General features: G+C 75.1%; 20 protein-coding genes and 1 pseudogene. 5 read left to right on the top strand and 16 right to left on the bottom strand.

The annotated features are described in order from the left end of the window. The 3 genes from ABEA04_RS21725 to ABEA04_RS21715 are packed head-to-tail and all read left to right on the top strand — an operon-like array spanning window position 1 to window position 3,763. A complete protein-coding gene (locus tag ABEA04_RS21725) occupies window positions 1-1,206 on the top strand; it encodes a zinc-dependent alcohol dehydrogenase (protein ID WP_345463986.1) in 1,206 nt (401 codons plus the stop codon). A gap of 16 nt (window positions 1,207-1,222) precedes the next feature. Then, window positions 1,223-2,806 (top strand): NPN-dependent hydroxyacid isomerase, LarAH14/15/16 family, encoded by a 1,584-nt coding sequence (larAH, locus tag ABEA04_RS21720; protein ID WP_345463983.1) that lies wholly within the window; start codon window positions 1,223-1,225, stop codon window positions 2,804-2,806. A 21-nt stretch (window positions 2,807-2,827) separates the two neighbouring features. Further along, a complete protein-coding gene (locus tag ABEA04_RS21715; RefSeq protein ID WP_345463980.1) occupies window positions 2,828-3,763 on the top strand; it encodes a lysophospholipid acyltransferase family protein in 936 nt (311 codons plus the stop codon). Between the two features lie 479 nt (window positions 3,764-4,242). Here ABEA04_RS21715 and ABEA04_RS21710 read toward each other — a convergent pair whose 3' ends face one another. The 8 genes and pseudogenes from ABEA04_RS21710 to ABEA04_RS21675 all read right to left on the bottom strand — a co-directional run bounded on the left by ABEA04_RS21710 (window position 4,243) and on the right by ABEA04_RS21675 (window position 12,656). Next, window positions 4,243-6,108 (bottom strand): HPr family phosphocarrier protein, encoded by a 1,866-nt coding sequence (locus tag ABEA04_RS21710; protein ID WP_345464417.1) that lies wholly within the window; start codon window positions 6,106-6,108, stop codon window positions 4,243-4,245. 63 nt (window positions 6,109-6,171) lie between these two features. Then, window positions 6,172-6,582: pseudogene (dhaM, locus tag ABEA04_RS21705) on the bottom strand (dihydroxyacetone kinase phosphoryl donor subunit DhaM); the annotation flags it as partial. A 10-nt stretch (window positions 6,583-6,592) separates the two neighbouring features. Beyond that, window positions 6,593-7,237, bottom strand: coding sequence for a dihydroxyacetone kinase subunit DhaL (dhaL, locus tag ABEA04_RS21700; protein ID WP_425577065.1), 645 nt, complete (start codon window positions 7,235-7,237; stop codon window positions 6,593-6,595). Next, window positions 7,234-8,232, bottom strand: a complete 999-nt coding sequence (dhaK, locus tag ABEA04_RS21695) for a dihydroxyacetone kinase subunit DhaK (protein WP_345463974.1) — start codon at window positions 8,230-8,232, stop codon at window positions 7,234-7,236. Before dhaK ends, dhaL begins: the two co-directional genes overlap by 4 nt. A gap of 153 nt (window positions 8,233-8,385) precedes the next feature. Next, a complete protein-coding gene (gene larC / locus ABEA04_RS21690) occupies window positions 8,386-9,672 on the bottom strand; it encodes a nickel pincer cofactor biosynthesis protein LarC (RefSeq protein ID WP_345463971.1) in 1,287 nt (428 codons plus the stop codon). Then, window positions 9,669-10,496 carry an ATP-dependent sacrificial sulfur transferase LarE gene (gene larE, locus ABEA04_RS21685; protein ID WP_345463968.1) on the bottom strand — a complete coding sequence of 276 codons (828 nt, stop codon included), beginning with the start codon at window positions 10,494-10,496 and terminating at the stop codon, window positions 9,669-9,671. Before larE ends, larC begins: the two co-directional genes overlap by 4 nt. Continuing rightward, window positions 10,493-11,203 (bottom strand): nickel pincer cofactor biosynthesis protein LarB, encoded by a 711-nt coding sequence (gene larB / locus ABEA04_RS21680; RefSeq protein ID WP_345463965.1) that lies wholly within the window; start codon window positions 11,201-11,203, stop codon window positions 10,493-10,495. The genes larE and larB overlap by 4 nt, the downstream gene beginning before the upstream one ends. Window positions 11,204-11,279: 76 nt before the next feature. Beyond that, entirely contained in the window at window positions 11,280-12,656 is a 1,377-nt protein-coding gene (locus ABEA04_RS21675) for a lytic transglycosylase domain-containing protein (protein WP_345463962.1), read from the bottom strand. Window positions 12,657-12,899: 243 nt separating this feature from the next. On the opposite strand from ABEA04_RS21675, the gene ABEA04_RS21670 reads away from it, so the two are divergent. Both ABEA04_RS21670 and ABEA04_RS21665 read left to right on the top strand, forming a co-directional pair. Further along, window positions 12,900-13,316, top strand: a complete 417-nt coding sequence (locus tag ABEA04_RS21670) for a hypothetical protein (RefSeq protein ID WP_345463959.1) — start codon at window positions 12,900-12,902, stop codon at window positions 13,314-13,316. 158 nt (window positions 13,317-13,474) lie between these two features. After that, entirely contained in the window at window positions 13,475-14,281 is an 807-nt protein-coding gene (locus ABEA04_RS21665; RefSeq protein ID WP_345463956.1) for a CPBP family intramembrane glutamic endopeptidase, read from the top strand. 187 nt (window positions 14,282-14,468) lie between these two features. Here ABEA04_RS21665 and ABEA04_RS21660 read toward each other — a convergent pair whose 3' ends face one another. The 8 genes from ABEA04_RS21660 to ABEA04_RS21625 all read right to left on the bottom strand — a co-directional run bounded on the left by ABEA04_RS21660 (window position 14,469) and on the right by ABEA04_RS21625 (window position 22,800). Continuing rightward, window positions 14,469-16,271: a metallophosphoesterase family protein gene (locus tag ABEA04_RS21660; protein WP_345463954.1), complete on the bottom strand. Its 1,803-nt coding sequence runs from the start codon at window positions 16,269-16,271 to the stop codon at window positions 14,469-14,471. Window positions 16,272-16,331: 60 nt separating this feature from the next. Next, window positions 16,332-18,284: an N-acetylmuramoyl-L-alanine amidase gene (locus ABEA04_RS21655; protein WP_345463951.1), complete on the bottom strand. Its 1,953-nt coding sequence runs from the start codon at window positions 18,282-18,284 to the stop codon at window positions 16,332-16,334. A gap of 128 nt (window positions 18,285-18,412) precedes the next feature. Continuing rightward, window positions 18,413-19,006, bottom strand: a complete 594-nt coding sequence (locus tag ABEA04_RS21650; protein ID WP_345464414.1) for a glycoside hydrolase family 25 protein — start codon at window positions 19,004-19,006, stop codon at window positions 18,413-18,415. A 16-nt stretch (window positions 19,007-19,022) separates the two neighbouring features. Continuing rightward, window positions 19,023-19,160, bottom strand: coding sequence for a hypothetical protein (locus tag ABEA04_RS21645; protein ID WP_345464441.1), 138 nt, complete (start codon window positions 19,158-19,160; stop codon window positions 19,023-19,025). A gap of 54 nt (window positions 19,161-19,214) precedes the next feature. Further along, entirely contained in the window at window positions 19,215-19,529 is a 315-nt protein-coding gene (locus tag ABEA04_RS21640) for a DUF1330 domain-containing protein (protein ID WP_345463948.1), read from the bottom strand. A gap of 43 nt (window positions 19,530-19,572) precedes the next feature. After that, entirely contained in the window at window positions 19,573-19,734 is a 162-nt protein-coding gene (locus ABEA04_RS21635; protein WP_345463945.1) for a hypothetical protein, read from the bottom strand. A 125-nt stretch (window positions 19,735-19,859) separates the two neighbouring features. Beyond that, window positions 19,860-21,146: a DUF1501 domain-containing protein gene (locus ABEA04_RS21630; RefSeq protein ID WP_345463942.1), complete on the bottom strand. Its 1,287-nt coding sequence runs from the start codon at window positions 21,144-21,146 to the stop codon at window positions 19,860-19,862. Between the two features lie 46 nt (window positions 21,147-21,192). After that, a complete protein-coding gene (locus ABEA04_RS21625) occupies window positions 21,193-22,800 on the bottom strand; it encodes a DUF1800 domain-containing protein (RefSeq protein WP_345463938.1) in 1,608 nt (535 codons plus the stop codon). Window positions 22,801-23,052: the final 252 nt, after the last annotated feature.

The following is a 23,052-nucleotide window of genomic DNA, read 5'->3' as shown; positions in this document are numbered from 1 at the left end:
ATGATGCTCGCCCTGCAGATGTACCGCTCGCTGCCGCGCCACGTCGCCGGCCGCGCCGCCACGGGCCGCCTCGGCTCGATGGTCGCGGGCCGCGTCGCGCCGCTGCGGCTCATCACCGTCGACGAGCCGAAGGTCGACCGCCCCGGCTGGGCGCGGCTGCGCACCCGGCTCTCCGGGGTGTGCGGCTCCGACCTCGGGGCGCTGTCGAGCCGCACCAGCCGCTACTTCACCGGCGTCGTCTCGCTGCCGTTCGTGCCCGGGCACGAGGTGGTCGCCGACCTGCTCGACGACTGCGACGACCTGCCCGCCGGCACCCGCGTGGTCGTCGACCCCGTGCTCACCTGCTCCGCCCGCGGCGTCGACCCGTGCCCCGAGTGCGCGGCCGACCACACCAACCGCTGCGCCCGCATCACCGTCGGCGGGCTCGCGCCCGGCCTGCAGACCGGCTTCTGCGCCGACACCGGCGGTGGCTGGGGCGAGGTGCTGGTGGCCCACCGCAGCCAGCTGCACGTCGTCCCCGAGGGCTACAGCGACGAGCAGGCCGTGCTCATCGAGCCGATGGCGTGCGCCGTGCACACCGCGCTGCGCGCCGGGGTGCGCGACAACGACGCGGTGCTGGTCAGCGGCGCCGGCGTCGTCGGGCTGCTCGCCACCTTCGCGCTGCGCAGCCTCACCGACGCCGGCGAGATCGTCGTCGTGGCCAAGCACGCCCACCAGCGCGAGCACGCCCTGGCCCTCGGCGCCACCGAGGTCGTCGCCCCGGGCGAGGCGCTGCGCCGGCTGCGCCGCACCACCGGGGCGTTCCTGGTCGAGCCCGAGCTGTCGCGGCCCTACCTGCTCGGCGGGGTCGACGTCGCCGTCGACGCCGTGGGCAGCCGCGCCTCGCTCGAGACCGCCCTCGGCGCCACCCGGGCCGGCGGGCGCGTCGTCCTCTCGGGCATGCCCGAGCCGGCCGACCTGTCGGCGGCGTGGTTCCGCGAGCTCGAGATCGTCGGCACCTACTCCTCGGCGCGCCGCGAGCCGGGCGCCGGCGGCCGGCCCGCCTTCGACGTCGCCACCGAGCTGATGGCCGCCGACGCGGCCGTCCAGCTGGCCAAGACCGTCGCCACCTACCCGCTGCACCGCTGGCGCGAGGCCCTCGACCACGCCCACGGCGCCGGTCGGCTGGGCACCGCCAAGGTGACCTTCGACCCCCGTTCCAAGTGAGCTAGGAGCACCACAGATGTCACGTCCAGGCTTCGTGCTCGAGGTCGACGACCGCACGCCGCCGATGGTGGTGCACGAGGGCGAGGGCTTCCGGCTCGAGAAGTTCCCCCTCGGCACCCGGGTGGTCTACCCGCCGGAGGCGCTGCCCGGCATCCCCGACGTCGACGCCGCCATCCGCGAGGCGCTGCTGCACCCCGTCGACGCCGACCCGCTGCCCACCAAGCTGCGCGCCGGCATGCGGCTGACGATCGCCTTCGACGACATCTCGCTGCCGCTGCCGCCCATGCGCGCGCCCGACATCCGTCAGCGCATCATCGAGCAGGTGCTGACGATGGCCGCCGAGGCCGGCGTCGACGACGTCCAGATCATCGCCGCCAACGCGCTGCACCGCCGCATGACCGACGCCGAGCTGCGCCACATCGTCGGCGAGCGCGTCTGGCGCTCCTTCGGACCGCAGGGCCTGCTCTACAACCACGACGCCGAGGACCGCGACAACCTGCTGCACGTCGGCCTCACCGACCGCGGCGAGGACATCGAGATCAACCGCCGGGCCGCCGAGTCCGACCTGCTGGTCTACGTCAACGTGAACCTCGTGGCGATGGACGGCGGCCACAAGTCGGTGCCGATCGGGCTGGCGTCGTACAAGTCGCTGCGCCACCACCACAACGCCAAGACCATGACGCACTCGCACTCGTTCATGGACCACAAGAAGAGCCACCTGCACCACTCCGCGTGGCGCATGGGGCGCCTGCTGCGCGAGCACCTCGACATCTTCCAGATCGAGACCACGCTCAACAACGACGTCTTCGGCTCGCCCTACGAGTTCCTGCAGAAGCGCGAGTGGGAGTGGTCGGTGCGCGACCAGGCCTCCATGCTCGCGATGCGCCGCGGCCTCGCGGTGGCGCCCAAGCGGCTCAAGCACAAGCTGTTCCACGACCTGCGCGCGCCCTACGGGCTCACCGGCATCCACGCCGGCGAGGTCGAGGCCGTGCACGAGCGCACCATCGCCGCGGTGCACCGCCAGCAGCTGGTGCCGGTGCAGGGGCAGAGCGACGTGCTGGTGATGGGGGTGCCCTACCTCGGCCCGTACAACGTCAACTCCACGATGAACCCGGTGCTCGCCACGTGCATGGGGCTCGGCTACTACTTCAACTCCTACCGCGGCGCGCCCGTCGTGCGGCGTGGGGGAGCGGTGATCCTCTACCACCCGCTCGACGCGGGCTTCAACACGCTGCACCACCCGTCGTACGTCGACTTCTACGACGAGATCCTGGCCGAGTCGACCGACCCGGCGGTGATCGAGGCGAAGTACGAGGAGCAGTTCGCCACCGACCCCTGGTACATCCACCTCTACCGCACCTCGCACGCCTACCACGGCGTCCACCCGTTCTACATGTGGTACTGGGCGGCGCACGCGATGGACCACGTCGACGACGTCATCTGGGTCGGCGGCGACCGCAAGGCCGCGTCGCGGCTGGGCTTCCGCGCGGCGACGACGCTGGCCGACGCGCTCGAGATGGCCTCCGACACCGTGGGCCGCGACCCCTCGATCACCTACCTGCACAACCCGCCGCACCTCATCGCCGACGTGAGCGTCTGAGGGTCTGAGGGGCTGGTCACGGTGGGTGTGGTCAAGGGCATCAAGGGCGGCGTCGACGACGTCCGCACGGTGGCGCGCGGGTGGCGCTGGGGACGGCGTCCCCTCGTCCCGCGCTCGGCCGAGCCGTTCGTCCCGCGCCACCAGGCGCGGGTCTTCGAGACCGACTGGGCGCGTCGTCCCGGCGGGCAGGCGGTGCGCGAGGTGGCCCAGAAGGGCGTGCTCGAGCCGCTGCTGCGCTCGCAGGTGCGACGCCGGGTCGAGGGGCTCGACGTCCTGGCGCGGCTCGACGGTCCGGTGATCTTCGCCGCCAACCACGCCTCCCACCTCGACACCCCGCTGATCCTGCTGGCGCTGCCCGACGAGTGGCGCCGGCGCACGGCGGTGGCGGCCGCGGCCGACTACTTCTTCGACACCTGGTGGCGCGCCGTCGGCTCGGCCGTCGTGTTCAACACCTTCCCGATCGACCGCCGCGGCGGGACGATGGCGACCACGCCCGGCGAGGTGCTCGACGACGGCTGGAGCCTGGTGATCTACCCCGAGGGCACCCGGTCGAAGGACGGCTGGCTCGGCCGGTTCCAGCTCGGCGCCGCCTACCTCGCCACCCAGCACCAGGTGCCGGTGGTGCCCATCGCGCACCGCGGCACGTTCGCCGCGATGCCGCGCGGCCAGGGCTGGCCCGGGCGCGGCCGCCCGCAGCTGAGCGTGCGGTTCGGCGAGCCCATCCACCCCCTGCCCGGCCAGTCGCCGCGCGACCTCGCCCCCCGCATCCGCGCCGGCGTCGCCGCGCTGCTCGACGAGGACCGCACCACCTGGTGGGACGCCCGCCGCCGCCACGCCGCCGGCGAGACCCCCGACCCGTCCGGCCCGCCCGCCGCCGACTGGCGTCGCCTGTGGGAGCAGACCGCCCCCCTCCCCACCGACCCCGACCACCGACCCCGGCGCCCCTGGCGCCGCTGAGGTACGTCGGCCCGGGCGCTCGGCCGGTGGTTGAGCAGCGTGGAACGAGCGTCGTCGACACCACCAGCCCTCCACGTTCACGGTGGCGGACGGCGTCCCTTCGACAAGATCAGGGTCCGTGAGGTCAGGTTCGCGTTGACCTGAGGGGGTCTCGGCGACGGCCTCGCGCAGACGCTCGGCCTGCTCGACCACCGGTGGTCGAGCAGCGAGGAACGAGCGTCGTCGACACCACCGGCCCTGCACGGGACCGTCTCCGTGGGGTGGCCCTTCGACAAGCTCAGGGTCCGTGAGGTCGGGTTCGCGTTGACCTGGAGGGGTCTCGACGACGGCCTCGCGCTGCTCGACCACCGGTGGTCGAGCAGCGAGGAACGAGACCTCTGGCCCTCCGTGCCCAGGTCCCACCACGGACCCTGAGCTTGTCGAAGGGCACGGTGGCCCGCCTCGCCCATCGACCATCGTGGTGTCACCCACCGAACCGGTCAGTCGCAGGCGCGGACGGCGGCCTTGACCTCGGGGACGACGGCGGGGGCGCAGCTGAGCTCGTCGACGCCGAGGCGGAGCAGGTCGTGGACGACGGCCGGGCGGCTGGCGAGGTCGCCGCAGACCGAGACCTCGACGCCGTCCGGGCGCTCGTCGACGACCTGCCCGATCAGCCGCAGCACGGCGGGGGAGACGCCGGCGGCGAGGTGGCCGACGGCGGGATTGCCGCGGTCGGCGGCCGTGACGTACTGGGTGAGGTCGTTGGTGCCGATGGAGACGAAGTCCAGGCCCCGGGCCACCTCGGCGACCGAGAGCGCGGCGGCCGGCACCTCGATCATGATGCCGACCTCGAGCCCCGGCGGGACGGCGCCCGTCTCGGCCGCCGCGGCGTCCTCCAGCAGCCGCAGGGCGTCGTCCACCTCGCCGCGGGTCGTCACCATCGGGAACATCAGCCGCAGCGGGTGCGACGCGGCGACGCGGCACACCGCCCGCAGCTGCTCGACCAGCAGCGGCTCGGCCGTGGTGCCGATCATGCGGATGCCGCGGGCGCCGAGCGCGGGGTTCTCCTCGGCGACGCGCGGGAAGAACGGCAGCGGCTTGTCGGCGCCGACGTCCCAGCTGCGGACGGTCACCGGCCGCTCGCCGAAGGCCGCGACCACCTCGCGCAGCACCCGCTCCTGCTCGTCGACGCCCGGGCGCCCCGGCCCGCCGAACAGCAGCTCGGTGCGCACCAGCCCGCTGCCGTCGGCCCACGCCGCGGCCGCCTCGGCCTCGGCGAGGGAGGCGACGTTGGCCAGCACCGGCACCCGCCGGCCACCACGCGTGACCGCCGGCTCCGCCGCCCGCTCGAGGACAGCGGCGCGCTCGGTCGTGCGCCGCCCGATCCGCTGCTCGACGTCGCGGCGGGTGGCGTCGTCGGGGTCGACCCACAGCTCACCGCTGCGGGCGTCGAAGGCGACCACCTGACCGTCGCGCAGGCCGTCGGCGGCCGACCCGGCCCCGGTGAGCAGCGGGATGCCCCGCGCCCGCGCCACGATGGCGCCGTGGCCGGTGGGGCCGCCGGTCACGTCGACGATGCCCGCGGTGCGGGTGGCGTCGACGGTGGCGGCCGTGGCGGCGTCGAGCTCGTGGACGACGAGCACGCCCGGCCCGGGTCCGGCCGCCGGCTCCTCGGTGCCGGTGAGCGCGCGCAGCAGCCGGTCGCGCACGCTGCGCACGTCGGTGGCGCGCTCGCGCTGGTAGGGGTCGGGCAGCTGCTCGAGCCCGGCGGCGACGGCGTCGAGCCGCTGCCGCCAGGCGTGCGGCGCCGGCGTCCCGCCTCGGATGTCGGCGACCACGTCGTCGAGGACCGAGGGGTCCTCCAGCAGCAGCCGCTGGGCCGCCAGCACCGCGCCGGTGTCGGCGTCGCCCGCCCGACCGATCGCGGCGAGCGCCTCCGAGGTCGTCACCGCCGCAGACGACGAGCGGTCGAGCTCGGTCTCGACCGGACCCGCGTCGTAGCCGTCGAGGCTGACGCCGGCCCGCACCACCACGGCCGGGCCGAGGGCCACGTCGAGCCCGCTGCCCGCCGCCGCGGGGCGGCCGCTCGAACTCGTCGTCGCCGTCTCGGCGACGGTGGCACCGCCGGTGAGGACGGCGGCGACCTCGCCGACCGCTGCGGCGGCGTCCGGTCCGGTGGCCTCGACCCGCACCAGGGCACGGTGGCCGGCGCCGAGCGTCGCGACGGCGGAGAGACTGCGGGCGGCGACCGGTCCCCGGCCGCTGCCGAGGTCGGTCAGCCACACCTCGGCGTCGTGGCCCGCTGCGGCGCGGGCGACCGCTGCGGCGGGCCGCGCGTGGAGCCCGTGAGGGTCGGTCAGCCGCACCTCGACCGACTCCGTCGGCCCCGTCGGCCCCGTGGCCGCCCCGTCGACCGCCGGGGGTGCGGGCTCGTCGTCCAGGTGCTCGGCCTTCGCCGCGAGCGCCCGGCCCGCCTCGGCGGCCACCGTCGCGAGGTCGGCACCGGTCGAGGCCGTGACCGCCGCCGCGACGAGGCCCTCCACCAGCGGCGCGCTCGAGATGCGCACCTTCGAGCGCAGGTCGTCGTCGACGAACTCGAGCGCCATGTCGGCGCTGAGCACGGCGCTGCCCAGGTCGACGAGCACGAGGACGCCGTCGGCGTCGGCCAGCGAGCCGAGCGCCGCCGCGACCGCGGTGGCGTCGGTGCCGAGACCGCCGTCGTCGAGCCCGGCGGCCACCTCGATGCGCAGAGCAGTGCTCTCGTCGAGCATCTGACGGGCGAGGCCGACGGTCGCCTCGGCCAGCGCGCGGCTGTGGGAGACGACGACGATCCCGATCACGGGCGTGGCCTCACCCGAGGGTGTCGGCGGCGCACTGCAGGAGGAGAGCAGTGCTCGTGGCGCCCGGGTCGGCGTGCCCGGCGCTGCGCTCGCCCAGGTAGCTGGCCCGGCCCTTGCGGGCCACCAGCTCGACCGTGGCGTCGCGTCCCTGCGCGGCCGCGGCGGCGGCCGCCGCTAGCGCCGACGACAGGTCGCCGCCGCCCGCGAGGTCGGCGTCGTAGGCCTCGAGGGCCGGCGCCCAGGCGTCGTACATCGTCTTGTCGCCCCGCTCGGCCTTGCCGCGGGCGAGCACGCCCTCGACCCCGGCCCGCAGCGCGGCGCCCCAGCCGGCCGCGTCGACCTCGGGCGTCTCGCCGAGCGAGGTGCCGCAGCGCAGGAAGAACGTGCCGTAGAGCGGGCCACTGGCGCCGCCGATGGAGCCGACGAGCGTCATCCCGACCTTGCCGAGCACCTTGCCGGGCGGGGTGTCGGTCATCTCCCCGACGGCGGCGACGGCGGCCTTGAACCCGCGGTCGAGGTTCGAGCCGTGGTCGGCGTCGCCGATGGCGGCGTCGAGCTCGGTCAGGTGACCCGCCTGCTCGTGGACGGCGTCGGCGAGCGCGCGCAGCCAGCCGAGCAGGTCGTCGGTGGTGATGGTGCCGTGGGGCATGCCTATCGACCCCAGCGCAGGCCGGGGGTGTGCACGGGGGCGTCCCAGAGCCCGAGCATCGCCTCGTCGGCCCGCAGCAGCGTCACCGAGCAGCCGGCCATCTCGAGGGAGGTGATGTAGTTGCCGACCAGCGAGCGGGCGATCGTCACGCCGGCGCCCTCGAGGATGCGGGCGACCTCGCGGTAGACGATGTAGAGCTCGATCAGGGGCGTGCCGCCCATGCCGTTGACGAAGGCGATGACCGGTCCGTCGCCGGGGAGGTCCTCGAGCACCGGCTCGACCAGCCGCGCAGCCAGCTCGGACGCCGGCGCCATCGGCTCGCGCGAGCGACCCGGCTCGCCGTGGATGCCGACGCCGATCTCGACCTCGTCGTCGGGCAGGTCGAAGGTCGGCTTGCCCGCGGCCGGCACGGTGCAGGAGGTCAGCGCGAGGCCCATGCTGCGGCCCTGCTCGTTGACCCGCTTGGCCAGGCTCTCGACCTCGTCGAGCGACTGGCCGGCCTCGGCGGCCGCACCGACGATCTTCTCGAGCAGCACGGTCAGGCCAACCCCGCGACGTCCGGCGGTGTAGAGGCTGTCCTGCACGGCGACGTCGTCGTCGATCACCACGGCGCGCACCTCGGTGCCGCTCTCGGCGGCGGCCATCTCGGCGGCCATCTCGAAGTTCATGACGTCGCCGGTGTAGTTCTTCACGATGTGCAGCACGCCGGCGCCGCCGTCGACGCCGCGGGTGGCGGCCATGATCTGGTCGGGCACGGGGGAGGTGAAGACCTCGCCGGCGCAGGCGGCGTCGAGCATGCCGAGCCCGACGAACCCGCCGTGCAGCGGCTCGTGGCCCGACCCGCCGCCGGAGACGAGGCCGACCTTGCCCTGGCGCGGTGCGTCCTTGCGGAAGATCACGCGGTCCTCGTGGCTGACGCGCAGCAGGTCGGCGTGGGCCGCCTCCATGCCCTTGAGCGCGTCGGCGACGACGTCGGCGGGGTCGTTGATCAGCTTCTTCACCGGTTGCTCCCTCGGTCGCGGCGATGTGTCCTCGACCCCGGCGCGGCGCCGGGGCGGGTGCCCTGACGCGTGACGGGAGGGCCGTGGACGGACGCCGCCACAGTACTCACGACGACGGCGCCACCGACAGGGCGAGATCCAGGGGGCCGGCGGTCAGTCGTCGTCGGCCGGGCGCGCCGGCGGCCACCGCTCGGCCACGGCCCGGCTCGCCTGCGCGAGCACGGTCTTCTCGGGCAGGCCGAGCGCCGTCGCCGCCGCGACGACGTCGTCGTGCTCGACGCTGGCGTTGACGACCTCGCCGGCGAGGTGCGCGAGCTTCACCCGCACCGCCTGCCCGAGGACGTCGACCTGCTCGGTGCTGCGGTCGAGCACCAGCTTGTCGAGCGTGCGGCGACGCAGACCGATGGTCGAGGTGTGGGTCAGGACGACGCGGGCCAGGGCGTCGGCCGCCGCGGGCGGGCAGAGCACCGAGACGGTGTGGGCGGGCCGTCCCTTCTTCATCACGATCGGCGTCAGCCACGCGTCGGAGGCGCCGGCGGCCATCAGCGCGGCGAGCACCCCCGGCCACAGCCGCGGGTCGAGGTCGTCGACGTTCGCCTCGAGGACGACGGCCGCCTCGACCTGCACGCCCGCCGACGCCACTAACGGCAGCGCCGACAGCGCCGACAGCGACGACAGCGACGTCCCGGTCGCACCGATCTCGGTGCCGACGACCAGCCGCAGCACGTTGGCGTGCCCCTCGGGGTCGCGGGTGCCGGCACCGGTGCCGACGACCTCGGGCGCGAGGGCGGGCATCGGACCGTGCTCGTCGGCGGCCGCGGCCACGAGCGCGACGCCGGTGGGCGTGGCGAGCTCGAGGTCGAGCGGACCGCCGTGCGCGGGCACCCCGTGCGCGCGCAGCAGCTCGAGGGTCGCCGGGCCGGGCACCGGGATCGAGCCGTGCTCGGTGCGCGCCCGGCCGCCGCCGAGCGCGATGGGCCCGGCCACGAGCCGGCTCAGGCCGAGGGTGGTCTCGAGGTGGTGCAGCGCCGTCACCACGCCGACCACGTCGGCGATGCTGTCGAGCGCGCCGACCTCGTGGAAGTGCACCTGCTCGACGTCGACGCCGTGCACCTGCGCCTCGGCCCGGGCCAGCAGCTCGAAGACGGCGCCGGCGCGCGAGCGGACCGGCTCGTCGAGGCGCTGCAGCAGCGCCAGCACGTCGGAGAGCCCGCGGTGGTGGTGCGACTCGCCCACCTCGACCACCGCGTGCGTCGCCGCGATGCCCGAGCGCAGCACCGGCGTCGGGGTGATGGTGATCGGCTCGGGCAGGTCGAGCCGGTCGACGGCGTCCCGCACGACCTCGACGGGGACGCCCGCGTCGAGGCACGCGCCGAGCAGCATGTCGCCGCTGACGCCGCCCGAGAGGTCGAGCCAGCCGGTGGTCATCGGGCCGGTCACGACGAGCGACGCAGCGCGTCGTTCATCGACCCCGACCGGAACCCGCGCGGGTCGACCTCGACGGCGTCGAACCCGGCGACGGCCTCGAGAAGGTCGGGACGCCGGACCAGCTCGTCGACCAGCGCCGCGTCGACCTCGACCCGGGCCCGGTCGCCGAGGTCGCGCACGCGCAGGTCGCGGACGGTGAGGCCGGCCTCGGTCAGGGCCCGCCGCAGGTCGCGCTCGGCGCGCTCGACGCGGCCCAGCCGCAGCGGGGTGATCTGCAGCCCGTAGGCGACCCGACTCGACAGGCAGGCCGCGGCGGGCTTGTCGGCGGTGACCAGCCCCCAGGCATCCGACGCCGCGCGGACGTCGTCCTTGGTGAGGCCGGCGTCGGCGAGCGGCGTCGCGGCGCCGGCCCGCGCCGCGGCGCGGATGCCGGGCCGGAACCGGTCGACGACGTCGTCGGCGTTGGTGCCGGTGGCCACGGCGGCCAGCCCGAGCTCGGCCGCGAGCGGGGTGAGGACGTCGAGCAGCTCGGCCTTGCAGTGGAAGCAGCGGTCGGCGCCGTTGGCGACGTAGCCGGGCCGGGCCAGCTCGTCGGTGCGCGGCGTGTGGTGGGCCACGCCCTGGTCGAGCGCGAAGCCGCGGGCGCCGTCCAGCTCGCTCGCGGGCAGGCTGGGGCTGATGGCCGTCGCGGCGACGACCGCGTCGGGCCCGAGCGCGCGCACCGCAGCGGCGAGGAGGAAGGCGGAGTCGGCGCCGCCGGAGAACGCGACGAGCACCGTGCCGAGGTCGCGCAGCCGGGCGTGGAGGTCGGCCAGCCGGGTGTCGAGGTCGCTCACGCGGCGCCCTGCCGAGCGCCGAGGATGCGCACCGCGGCGCAGGCCGCGCCGAACCCGTTGTCGATACCGACGACGCTGACGCCCGGCGAGCACGACGACAGCATCGCGAGCAGCGCGGTGACGCCCTCGAACGAGGCGCCGTAGCCGGTGCTGGTGGGCACGGCGACGACCGGCGCCGAGGTGAGTCCGGCGGCCACGCTGGCGAGCGCGCCCTCCATGCCTGCCACGACCACGACGACGTCGGCGGTCTCGAGCGTCTCGCGGTGGGCCAGGACGCGGTGCAGCCCGGCGACGCCGACGTCGGCGACGACGGGGGAGTCGAGCCCGTAGCCCGCCAGCACGGCCGCGGCCTCCCGGGCCACCGGCAGGTCGCCGGTGCCGGCGGTGAGCACGGGGACGGCGCCCTCACGCGGCGGCGCGGCGCGCCAGACCAACGTCTGCAGGCCGGGGCCGGTGGGCGTGGTCTGCGCACCCGGCGCGGCGGCGAGGGCGGCCTTGACCTGGTCGTCGTCGGCGCGCGTGAGGATGACGGGACCCTCCCCGTCGCCCGCCAGCAGCCCGGCCACGGCGGCCGCGCATTGCTCCGGGCTCTTGCCGGGCCCGTAGACGGCCTCGGCCAGCCCGGTGCGGGCCTGGCGGTGGTGGTCGAGGGTCAGCTCGTCGGGCCGCTGGGCCCCGGGCTCGCCGGACGGCGTGGGCTCGGGCATGGCCCCGATCCTGCCACCCGCCGCAGGCGGGCCGAGCCGCGCCCTGCCCCTGGTCCGACCCTCGTCGGCCCGCTGGCTACTCGCCGGCGGCGGTGGTCGGCGCGGTCGACGGCGTCGGGTCGACCGGTGCGCCGGGGGTGGTGCTCGGCGTGCTGCTGCTGGTGGGGGCGGGCGTGCTCGGCGTGGGGCTCGGCGCCGGCGTCCGCATCGTGGAGTCGGCCGGGTCGAGGGCGACGGTGTAGGTGACGACGCACTCGTCGTAGGCGTCCCAGACGGTCGGCCGCGGGTCGTCGACCAGACCGAGCTCGGCGCAGTACAGCTGGGCGTCCTCGGCGGACATCGTGCCGGCCAGCAGCGGGTCGCCCGGGTCGGCGGGCACCGACGGCGTGGCCGGGTCGCGGGGCTCGCTCGGACCGTAGGGGCTGCCACCGCCGCTGCCGCCGCCTCCCGGCGTGGGGGTGGGCGTGGGGGTGGGCGTCGGGGTCGGCGTGGGCGTCGGGGTCGGCGTGGGCGTCGGGGTCGGCGTCGGGACCGGCACGGGCGTCGGTGCGGGGGTGATCGGCGTCGGGTCGGGCACGGTGCCGGCGTTGACGATGCTCGACGGCGTCTCGGTGGTGGTGACGTCGCCCTGCTGGTAGCCGGTCATCAGCGAGACGACGTGGTCGACGTAGGCGCTGCTGTGGTTGTAGCGCAGGACGGCGGACCGCACGCCGGCCTCGGTGGCCAGGTCGTCGTCGGCCGAGCAGAGGTAGACGGCCGCGGCGAGAGCGGCGTCGTCGATGTCCTGCGGGTCGCGCTGGCCGTCGCCGTCGGCGTCGACGCCCACGACCTGCCAGGTGGCGGGGATGAACTGCATCGGCCCGACGGCCCGGTCGTGGACGGTGTCGCCGTCGAGCTGTCCGGCGTCGGTGTCGGTGATGACCGAGGTGCCCGGACGCCCGTCGAGGGGCAGGCCGAGGATCGGCGGGGTGGCCACGCCGTTCGCGTCGAGGGCGCTGCCGCCGAAGCGGCCGTGGTCGGACTCGATCTCGCCGATGGCCGCCAGCAGCGTCCAGTCGAGGTGGCAGGTGGTGTCGGCGGCGTTGATGACGGTCTCGGCGCGCTGGTAGGCGTTGAGCGCCACGACCGGGACGTCGCCGGTGGTGGGGGCGTAGGTGACCTGCTGGTAGTCGCCGTCGGTGGCCTCGGCCACGGGTTCGCTCGAGCTGAGGCTGACCGGGTCGTCGGTGACGCCGGCCGCGGCGGCGAGCCGCTCGGAGAGGTCGGCGGGGGCGGCGGGCGCAGAGGTCGCGGCGTCGGCGGTGGTCGGGTCGGTGGCCGCGGCGTCGTCGGACTGCGCGGCGGCGGGCCCGGCCACGCCGTCGAGGGCGATCGTGACGGTCCACGACGCCGACAGCAGCGCGAGCGGCACCACCGTCGCGATCGTCGAGCGACGGAACGTCCTACGCGTCATCTACCTGGCTCTCCCCGGTCGGGTCGTCGCGCGCCCGGTCGCGGCGACGTCCTCGCTCGTCATTAGAGCAGCGGCCGGGCGGGCGCGTGGCCGATTCGGAGAATCCACGGGATTCGTTGAGGCGGGCCCGGCTCACCCGTTGCGGTGGTCTTGCGCAACCGGTGCGGAGCCGCCCCCCGATCGGTGCAGAACCGGTGCGGAAGCAGTGCGGAACCGGCGTCTCGCGGCCGCCGTCCCAGCCCCATGACCTGGCTCCTCGGACTGCTCGGCCTGTTCGCGTTGTTCGGCACCTCCTCGGCGCCGCCCCCGTCGCCGCCGCCGAGCCCGGCGACGCTCGTCGACTCGTGGTCGCAGTCCGAGCACGAGCGGCTCGGCGAGGTCGACGTCGAGGCGCAGGTGATCGCGGACGACGCCGCCCGCGACGCCTTGCTCGCCGACCTGCCGCGCAGCGTCGACACCTCGGCCGTCGAGGCGGTCGACCTGTACGAGTCCGTGCTGGTGGCCGGCGGCTACCACCGCTGCACCGAGTCGAGCTTCGTCGTCCTCGACGACGCCGGCCCCCGCTTCGAGGTCGACGACGGCGAGCCGGGCGTCCTGTGCGGGTGGTCGCCCTACACCGTCGACGTGTGGGCGGTGCCCCGCTCGGCGCTGGGCGGGTAGCCCTCGGCGTGGACGCCGGGCCGGCCCGGCCGGGTCGTCGGGACCCGGCCGGGCCGGCTGTCGGTGTGGCCGTCGGTGTGGCCGTCGGTGTGGCCGTCGGTGTGGCCGTCGGTGGCGGACGGCGTCCCGGCTGACACCCCGCTGGCAGACTGGCGGGCGTGACGACCGAGCCCGGTGACACGCGCCGCGCCGACGTCCTCGCTGCGCTGCCGAGCAAGCCGCTGCTGGTGGCCGAGCTGGTCATCGTGCTGGCGCTCTCGCTCGGCAAGTCGGGCATCTACTCGATCGTCCGCATCATCGCCGTGGCCACCGAGCCCGGCGGCCTGGCCGCGCAGACCGCCACGCTCAACTCCAGCTACGCGCCCGACCGGCCCTACCTCGACCTCACCTACCAGCTGCTGGGCATCGTCTTCGCGCTGGTGCCGGTGGCGCTGGCGGGCTACCTGCTGGTGCGCTCGGGCAGCAGGCTGCGCGACGTGTGGTTCGGCGGCGGCGGGCACGTCGGCCGCGACGTCGGCCTCGGCGCCGCGATCGCCGCGGTGGTCGGCAGCATCGGGCTGGTCTTCTACCTGGTCTCGCACGCGATGGGGCTCAGCCTCACCGTCGTCGCCTCCGAGCTCGACACCTCCCGCTGGTGGCACGTGCCGGTGCTGGTGCTCTCCGCCTTCGAGAACGCCGTGCTCGAGGAGTGCGTCGTCCTCGGCTACGTCATCGTGCGGCTGCGCCAGCTCGGCCTCGCCGACACCACCGCCGTCGCCCTGGCCGCCGTGCTCCGCGGCAGCTACCACCTCTACCAGGGCTTCGGCGGCTTCATCGGCAACGCGGTCATGGGGGTGCTGTTCGGCTGGCTGTACCTGCGCTGGGGCCGCGTCACCCCCCTCGTCGTCGCCCACACCCTCCTCGACGTCGGCGCCTTCGTGGGCTACGCCGCCCTCGCCGGCCACGTCTCCTGGCTCCCGACGTGACCGTCTGGTCGCCCCGCCTCAGCCGGTAGTCCCTGACGAAGATCAAGGTTCCGGGCACGAGAACCCTGATTTTCGTCAGGGACTATCGCCCCGGACCCGCGCGGGTAGTCCCGGACGATTACGGGGTCCGCAGCGCCGATCGACCCCTGAAACGTCCGGGACTACCGGCGACGGACAGCGGCCGCCCTCAGTCGGTGGTGACGGCGGGGACGGCGCCGTCGGCGTCCCCGGCGTCCTCGGTGTCGTCGGTGTCCTCGGGCGGGGCGCCGACGTCGACGCGGGGCTCGACGGTGACGGTGCCGTCGGTGTCGAAGCGGTAGAGCTGGTAGCCGGTGACCAGGCGGGAGTCCTCGTCGAGGAAGACCACGGGGAACGAGGCCTCCTGCTGCGGGCGCGACCACGGGGTCGAGAAGTTGGTGATGGTGGGGGTGTCGACGGCGCCGCCGCTGGTGTCGAGCTCCATCACCAGGGTCCAGGTGCCGTCGGAGTTCCACACCACGCGGGGCGGCAGCGAGCGGTGCCAGTGCCCGTAGAAGACCGCGGACGCCGGCACGTCGGGCACGCCGTCGTCGCCGTCGGCGACCGGGGTCGTGGCCTCCGCGGGCGCGGGCGGCGGGTCGGTGAGCAGGTCGTCGACCGACTCGACGTCGAGGAAGGCCTGTGCGGCGTAGGCCTCGTGCACCATCACCAGGTCGGGCTGGTCGTCGCCGGCGTCCTCGGCCTCCTGCCGCAGCCGCTCGCCCTGCCCGTCCTGCGACTCGTCACCGCGCAGCGTCGAGCCGCCGAACAGCTCGGTGCGGGAGGGGTCGGTGTCGCCGAGCACCCGCACGCCGCCGACCTCGTCGACCTCGCCGTCGAGCACCGTCATGCCGGCGTCGGCCATCTGGTCGAGGCTCACGTCGGTCTCGTGGTTGCCTCCGATGGCCACCACCGGGGCCCGGCCGGCGATGTCGGCCTCGTCGCGGATGCACGTGCCCTCCGCGGCGGTGCCGTTGGTCGTGAGGTCGCCGCTGACGGCCAGCAGCGACGGGACGGCGTCCTCGTCGTCCTCCCCGCCGTAGGCGCGGTCGAGCATCGAGACGACCTGCCGCTGCAGCCGGATCATCGTGGTGTTGCAGTGCATGTCGGACTGCATCATCACCGCCAGCTCGCCCTCGCGCGGGCCGGTCATCGCGTCGGCCTGGGCCGTCAGCCCGGCCTCGGCGAGGTCGCGGTACTCGCGGTCGCGGGCCTCCTGCCGCTTGACCAGCACCCCGGCCTTGTCGATGGCGCCGCCGAGGAGCAGCCGCAGCACCGGGCTGTCGGTGGTGGCGCCCGCGGCGAGGGTGCCGTCGAGCGCCGAGAGCGCGTAGCCACCGGACGTCGGCCCGCGCCCGCCCGCCGAGCCGCGCAGCTGCACCCACGCCAGGCCGGTCGTCATCGACAGCACGAGGACGACGGCCAGCCCGAGGCGCGCGACGTCGCGGCGTCCCTCGCGCGACCACCGCACCGGCAGCACCTCGACCAGCGCGTAGAGCCCGAGCCCGCCGAGCCCCGCGACCACCGCGATCGCCACGAGCAGCTGGTAGCGCAGCTCGGCCTCGACCAGCCCGACGTACTCGTCGATCGCGGCCTGCGGGTCGTGGAAGAGGCCAGCGTACAGCTCGAGCATCTCGGGCCGTACGTAGTTGGCCAGGTCGCCGTCGCCCGCGCCGGGGTCGCCCGGGCCGTCGACGGTGGCGATCATCCCGACCGCGCCGAAGGGCCCGGCGGCGGTGGGCACGTAGACGGTGCCGGCGATGCCGAGCCGCACCTGGCTGGCGCCCTGGGTCGAGAGCGTCAGCGTGGTCGGCGAGGTGCCGACCTGCGTCTCGACGGTGGTGTGGGTGACCGCCCACGAGAACGCGAGCGGCAGCCCGACGACCCCGGCGAGCACCACGCACACCGCGAGCCTGCGGGCGCCGAGCAGCACCGGGCGCGCCCGCGCGCGCCACCCACCCCCGTCGTCCACGCCCCCAGGCTAGGGAACCGACGGTGACCCGTCGCTCATGAGCGACGGGTCACCGTGGGATCAGCGCAGGACGTCGACCTCCGCGCGCCGCACGAAGCCGATGCGGTGGCCCAGGCTGATCTGCACGTACTTGTCCTGGCCGACGATGTCGACGTGGTCGTTCGGGGTGTCGAGCGAGTAGGTCTTGGCCTTGTAGTAGTCGGTGACCGGGTTCAGCTCGCCGACGGCGTACATCTGGCCGGCCGGCAGCTCGTAGACCAGCGGCGAGACGGCCTGGTAGTCGGCCGCCACGTCGTAGGCCTCCTGCTCGGGGTAGCAGCGCCCGTAGACCTTGACCTTGGCCACGCCGGGCTTGGCCCGCACGCGGCCGACCGGCCGCTCGACGACCCGCGCGGTCGGACGGCGCCGCGGGTTGACGAACCAGGCGATGACGCCGAGGAACCAGATGGCGGTCCAGTCGCCCTGCACGTCGGCGACCACGAACTCGGTGCCGGCGGTGGCCCGGGCGCTGATGTCGGCGACCTCGGTGGTGGCCGGCTGCCCGTTCTGGTGCAGGCCGATGTCGTTGACCAGGGCGGCCGAGGACGACGGCGCGACCCGCAGCGTGACGAAGTTGGTGTCGCGGGGGCCGCCGCACGCGTCGCCGCCGGTCTCGCAGCCGGTGACCGGCTGCACGTTGCCGACGAACCCGGGCAGGATCCGGACGACGTCGCCGACGCGCGGCTTGCGGTTCGACGTGCCGCGGCGCAGCGGGGCGCCCATGAGCTCGAAGTAGTGCTCCCAGTCCCAGAACGGGCCGGGGTCCCAGTGCATGCCGGGGATGGTCGGCGTCGTGGTGCCGGGCACCTGGTCGTGGCCGATGACGTGGGCGCGGTCGAGCGGGATGTCGTGCTGGCGCGAGAGCCAGCTCAGCAGCTTCGACGACGTGCGGTACATCGGCTCGGAGTACCAGGGCGCCCCCTCGGCGGCGTACCCCTCGTGCTCCATGCCGATCGAGTGCATGTTCACGTACCAGTTGCCGGCGTGCCAGCACACGTCGCGCGCGAGCGCGTGCTGGGCGATGAGGCCGTCGGAGGAGCGCAGGGTGTACTGCCACGACACGTAGGTCGGGTCGCTGACGAGGTCGAGCGCGGTCTCGTAGCTGCACTCGGTGTCGTGGACGACGATGTGGGTGATCTTCGGCGCCCGCGGCCGGAAGGCGAGGTCGTGGTTGCCGTAGTCGCCGGCGCCCTCGCCGTACTGCTCGTAGGGCGCCTCGTGCCACTCGACGTCGAGCCCGCGCGGCGCCTCGACCTTCGCGCCGCGGCGGGCCTGCTCGCGCTGGGCGCGGCGGGTGCGGGCGACGAGCGGGTCGCGCTGGCGGCGGGCGACGCTGACGTTGCGCGAGGGCAGCACCAGCCGGGCGCCGTCGGCCAGCTGCACGCGGCCGCCGTCACGCAGAGTGGCGACGACGACGTCGGCGAGGTCGAGCTGGGCGGCCGAGGTGGTCAGGCCGCTGGTGGCGGCGACGGTGGCGAACCAGGCACCGGGCGCGGTGCGGACGCCGACCGGCCGGCCGGCGCGACGCTGGTGCCGGGCCAGCAGCGCGGCCGCGGCCCGGATGTTGGCCTCGGGGTCGGTGCGGATGGCCTCGGGCGACAGCCCGGAGGCGGCGGCGGCGTCGCCGAGGGTGTCGAGGGTGGCGGGCGCGGCGTCCTTGCCCACCCGCGCGGCGCGGGCCTCGGCGGCGAGGGCGCCGTCGACGAGGTGCATCGGGCCGTAGCCGACCGAGGCGCTCGGCCGGCCGCCGTGGTCCTGCCAGCGGGTCTGGGCGTAGGAGACGGCCGCGAGCAGGGCCGGCGGGACGCCGTGCTCCTTGCCCGCGCGCCAGAACATGTCGTGGTCGTCGACCCGGACGGTCGGCGGGGTGGCGGTCGCGGACCCGGCGGGTCCGGCGAGGGCTGCGGTCGCGGCGCCGGCGGTGGCGCCGGTGGCGAGCAGGAAGTGACGACGGGAGAGCGAGGACGTGCTCAACGGATCCTCCGGAGTCCTGAAGCCCGAGAACGGCTGCGGTGGATGGGTGGTGGACGAACGCGTTCCACCTTCGTCGTTGTCGAGACGGTTGTCCAGCGCAACAGCTCGTCCGGTGGGACGCCCGGGGCTCAGGAAGACCTGCGGGGCGGACGCATCACGTCGAGGTCGACCGGCCCGGCCACCCCGGCCACGCGGGCGTCGTCCGCGCGCTGCCACACCCACCACGACCCGGACGGCGGCCGCTCGCCCGGACGACGCACCCAGCGCCGACGCTCGAGCCGGTCGGCGAACGGGGTCGGACCGTAGCGCTCGTCGAGGTCGGGGTGGGTGTAGACGACCACCCGGCGTCCGGTGGCGGACTCGACGCGATCGACGAAGACGCGCACGTCGGCGAGCAGGGTGTCGAGGTCGGGCGGCGGGTCGCAGTTGCCGATCAGCTCGAGGTCGACCACCGGGGGCAGTGGACGCCGGGCCGGCGGCACCGCGTCGAGGGTGGCGGTGAAGTGGTCGGCCTGACCCTCGGGCGGCGAGCACAGCGTGTAGTAGTGGTAGCCGCCCACGCGCAGCCCGGCCGCGTCGGCCGCCGCGTGGTTGGTCGCGAAGCGGGGGTCGGTGAAGCTGCTGCCCTCGGTGGCCTTGAGGTAGGCGAAGGCGATGCCGTCGCCCGCCACGCGTGACCAGTCGATCTCGCCCTGGTGGTGCGAGACGTCGACGCCGAGCAGCGGCTTGGGCGCGCGCTCAGGCGAGGGCTCCGGCCTCGGCGACGCGGCGGTCGGGGACGGCGTCGGCGTCGCGCTCGGCGACCGCTCGGACGACGGGGACGGGGAGGGTGACGCGGACGGCGGCGGCGCGGCGTCCGGCTGCCCGGGTCCGCACGCCGTGAGGACGACGACCCCGACGAGGACGACGAGCGCCCGCCGGCTCATCGGGTCAGGGCCGGTCGACGGGGGTCTCCGGCTCGACGCCGGCGACGATGCGCAGGTCGCGCACGGCGCCGTCGCCGAGCGCGACGAGCGCCTCCTGGTAGGCGGGGGAGCTATGGGCGGCGAGCGCGGCGTCCACCGAGGCGAACTCGATGACCACGGTGCGCTGCTCACGGCCGGCCTCGAACGCCGCGTGCGCCTGGCCGCGGGCCAGGAAGGTGCCGCCGGCGTCGACGATGGCGGGCCGGGCCAGCTCGGCGTAGGCCGCCACCTTGGCCTCGTCGACGATCTCGAGGTAGCTGCAGATCCAGTACGCGCTCACCGGGGCATCGTGCCACCGGCCCGCACGAGCCCGGGTCCGTGGATCAGGAGCGGACGCCGCTGATGCGGAAGATCAGCCACACCGAGGCGTCGGCGACGCGCTGGAGGGCGACGTCGGCGAGGGCGCCGGCCTGCACCGCGGACGCGACCCGGGCGACCTGGGCGACCTGGGCGGCCGGCTGCGGGGACAGGCGGTTCGTGGTCATCGTGGCCTCCTCGGCGTCCTCCCGAGACCCCGGCTCGGTGCCGGGCTGTGACCTGGATCATTCCTTCGGGTGACCCCCCACAAACGCGCCCCGACCACCCCTCCGGGTGGACTCGCGCGCCGGCCTCAGAGCGACGACATGACCCCGACGTCCTCGGGCTGGAAGCCCGGGAAGACCGAGGCCCGCGACGCTCCGAGCCGGGTGGTGACGACCTCGGAGAGCACGCTGCGGTAGTCGGTGGTCACCGCGACGTCGGAGTCGAGGCCGTCCTCGAGCGGCCGCATGGTGCCGTAGTACCGGCCGCCCTTGACGCCCGCGCCGGCCAGCAGCATCACGTTGCCGTAGCCGTGGTCGAGGCCCCAGCTGTCGTTCTCGGCGACCCGGCGACCGAACTCGCTGAACGCGACGAGGGTGACCTTGGAGCGCTGCGAGCCGAGGTCGGTGAAGAAGGCCGCGATGCTGGCGGCGAGGTCGGCGGCGTTGCGGCGCATCGCGCCCCACTCGAGGGTGCCGACGTCGGTGTGCATGTCCCACGCGCCCTGGTCGACGGTGACGACGCCGACCCCGACGTCGCCGCGGACGATCCGGGCGACCTGCGACAGGGCGCGGCCCAGCTCGCTGTTCGGGTAGCTGCGCGCGGTGCGGTTGTCGGCGGTGGCCTTGACCGGCTCGAAGTCGGAGACCGAGTCGAACGCCGACCGCATGGCCGTGCCGAGCGCCCCGCGCTGGCCGTCCCAGAGGGTGTGCAGCGAGCGCAGCCGGCCGCCCTCGTCCCACTCGTCGTCGCCGGCGAAGCGGACGCCGTCGACGTCGCCGGCCGCCATCACCGGGTTTGGCCCGAACAGCGAGGTCGGCACGACGCCGCCGCCGAGGTTGAAGCCCTGCAGCGGCGAGCTGCCCGGGATCTGCCCGACCAGCCGGTTGAGCCAGCCCTGACGCCGCTCGGAGCCGGGGTCGGCGTCCTCGATGGCCTCCATGGCCGCGAAGTGTGAGCGGTTCGGCGCGGGCAGGCCGGTGGCGTGAACGGCGGCCAGCTCACCCGAGGTCCACAGCGGCAGCAGCGGCCGCAGCTCGGGGTGCAGCCCGAAGGTGCCGTCGGTGGCCAGCAGCGTGCTCTTCGGGATCGCGATGCGGGGCCGCGCGCGGTAGTAGGCGGGGTCGCTGTAGGGCACGACGAGCGAGAGCCCGTCGGCGGCACCCCGCAGCGAGAGGACGACGAGCACCGAGTCGGCCTTGCCGGCCGCGGCCGAGGCGGCGGAGGCCGTCGCCGCGGTGATGACGGCCGAGCCGACGACGGCGGTGGCGCCGAGGGCGGCGCCGCCGGTGAGCAGGCCGCGGCGCGAGAGCCGGGCGAACTCGTCGCAGCAGGGGGCGGCCTCGGCGGTGCGGGCCGGGAGGGGGGTCGTGGTCATGGGGTCACCGTCAGCGGGTCGGTCAGCGGGTCGGTCAGCGGGTCGGTCAGCGGGTCAGGTGGGCGGGGGAGTCGAGGATGGTGCTGAGCACGCGCGGGAACTCCCACTTCACGACCCCGTGCTCGCGGTCGATGCGGGTCGCGGGCCCGACACGCGCGGCCTGGCAGCAGGCCTTGAGCAGGGCCGAGGTGGAACGGCGTCCGAGCAGCTGCTGGCACAGGTGGTCGACGAGCACGTCGAAGCGCACCGCCGGGGCGGGCAGCCAGTCGACGGGCTCGCGGTAGGCGATGCCCTTGTTCGGCCACCACCGGCCCGACATCGTGAAGTGCACGTCCATCGAGGCGAGCAGCCGGGCCGGCGACGACCACGAGTCGTTGTCGATCGGCGCGCCGTCGGGCCGCGGCCAGTCGTGGGGCACCGCGCCGATGGAGTCCGACTGCCACAGGATCGCGACGGCGGCGGGGTTCTCGACTGGCCGGGTGGGCCGGGTGACGCGCACGCCGAGGGCGCGGTAGGTGGCGACGAGGTCCTCCACGGGGTCGCGCACCTTGTCGCCGGCCGAGGCCTTGAAGGCACGGCTCGCGACGAGCGCGCGCAGCACGGGCACGATCGCGGTGTCGTGGCGCAGGTAGGTGCGGGCCAGGGTGTCGACGAGCGCCTGCGGCGGGTCGTCGCGCACGAACTTGACGGCCAGCTTGCGGGCGATGCGCTGGGCGGTGCGCGGGTGGTGGGCCAGGTAGTCGAGGTAGGCCTCGGCCACCCGGCGTCCGTCGGGGTCGGCGTTGCGGTGCTCGAACCCCATCACCTTCACCGGGCCGGTCCAGTGGTCCTCGGGGCGGTACCTCGCCTCCCAGGTGCGCCACATGTCGACGCGGTAGCCGGTGAGGATGCGGGCCGAGCTCTTGACGTCGTCCTCGTCGTAGTGGTTGCCGCGACCCACGGTGTGCAGCTCGAGCAGCTCGCGGCCGAGGTTCTCGTTGGGGTGGTGCTTGGTCGAGACGGCGTTGCTCAGGTACATGCCCATGGCGGGGTGGGTGATGGCGGCCTTGAGCAGCTCGGAGAAGCGGCCGAGCGCGCGGGCGCGCACGACGCGGTCGTAGTCGAAGCGGTAGCCGAAGACGGCGTCGGCGTGCACGGGCACGTTGAGGTGGTTCATCCAGAACTCGGTCATCAGCTCGTGCACCGGGCGCGTGGTCGTGATGCGCCGCAGGAGCAGCCAGCGCTGGTAGTCCGCCATCACCTCCCAGCCGCCCTCGACCTCGTCGATGTTGCGCTGCCAGAGCTTCTGCGGCGAGTAGTGCAGGCTCGGCCACCACGAGGCGAGCGCCCGGGTGGCGGCGTCGGTCTGCCCGGCCTGCAGCTGCCGCTCGAACCAGCGGCGGCCGCCGCCCGCGCCGCGCACCGCGCGGGTCAGCCCCGGCGTCAGGCCGTAGGAGAAGCGGGTGACCAGGTGCCGGTCGGCGGCACCCAGCAGCGGGGTGCCCCGGTGCCGCCGGGGTCGGTACGAGGCGGCCTCGGCCCTGTCGGGCGCGACGGCGGGCAGGACGGCGGCGGCTCCGGCTCCACCGACGGCGGCGGTCACGAGGGCGCGGCGTGAGGCACGCTCGGGGGTGGCCTCGGCGGGGACGTCGGCCGGGGCGGGGTGGGGGGACATGCGCACTCCGGGGGCTGGCGGGTCGTGGGGGTCGATCCGCGGGGAGCATCGGCACCGCGACGGTCGGACTTCACCGCACGGCCGGGTGAGGCCGGGGTGAGGCCGGGGTGAGGGCCGGGGTGAGGGCCGGCGGGGGCCCCGCGGAGGGCCCCCAGGCCGCCGCGGGGCGCTACGATCGGCGGGTCACCGTCGCCGAGACGTCAAGGAACCCGCACCGCCCGATGGACGGCTCTCAAAGTACGAACCCCCCAC

Source organism: Nocardioides marinquilinus, assembly GCF_039543705.1.
GTDB classification, from domain to species: Bacteria; Actinomycetota; Actinomycetes; order Propionibacteriales; family Nocardioidaceae; genus Nocardioides; species Nocardioides marinquilinus.
Note: the sequence above shows the minus strand (reverse complement) of the source record. Positions and strands in the feature narration are given on the sequence as shown.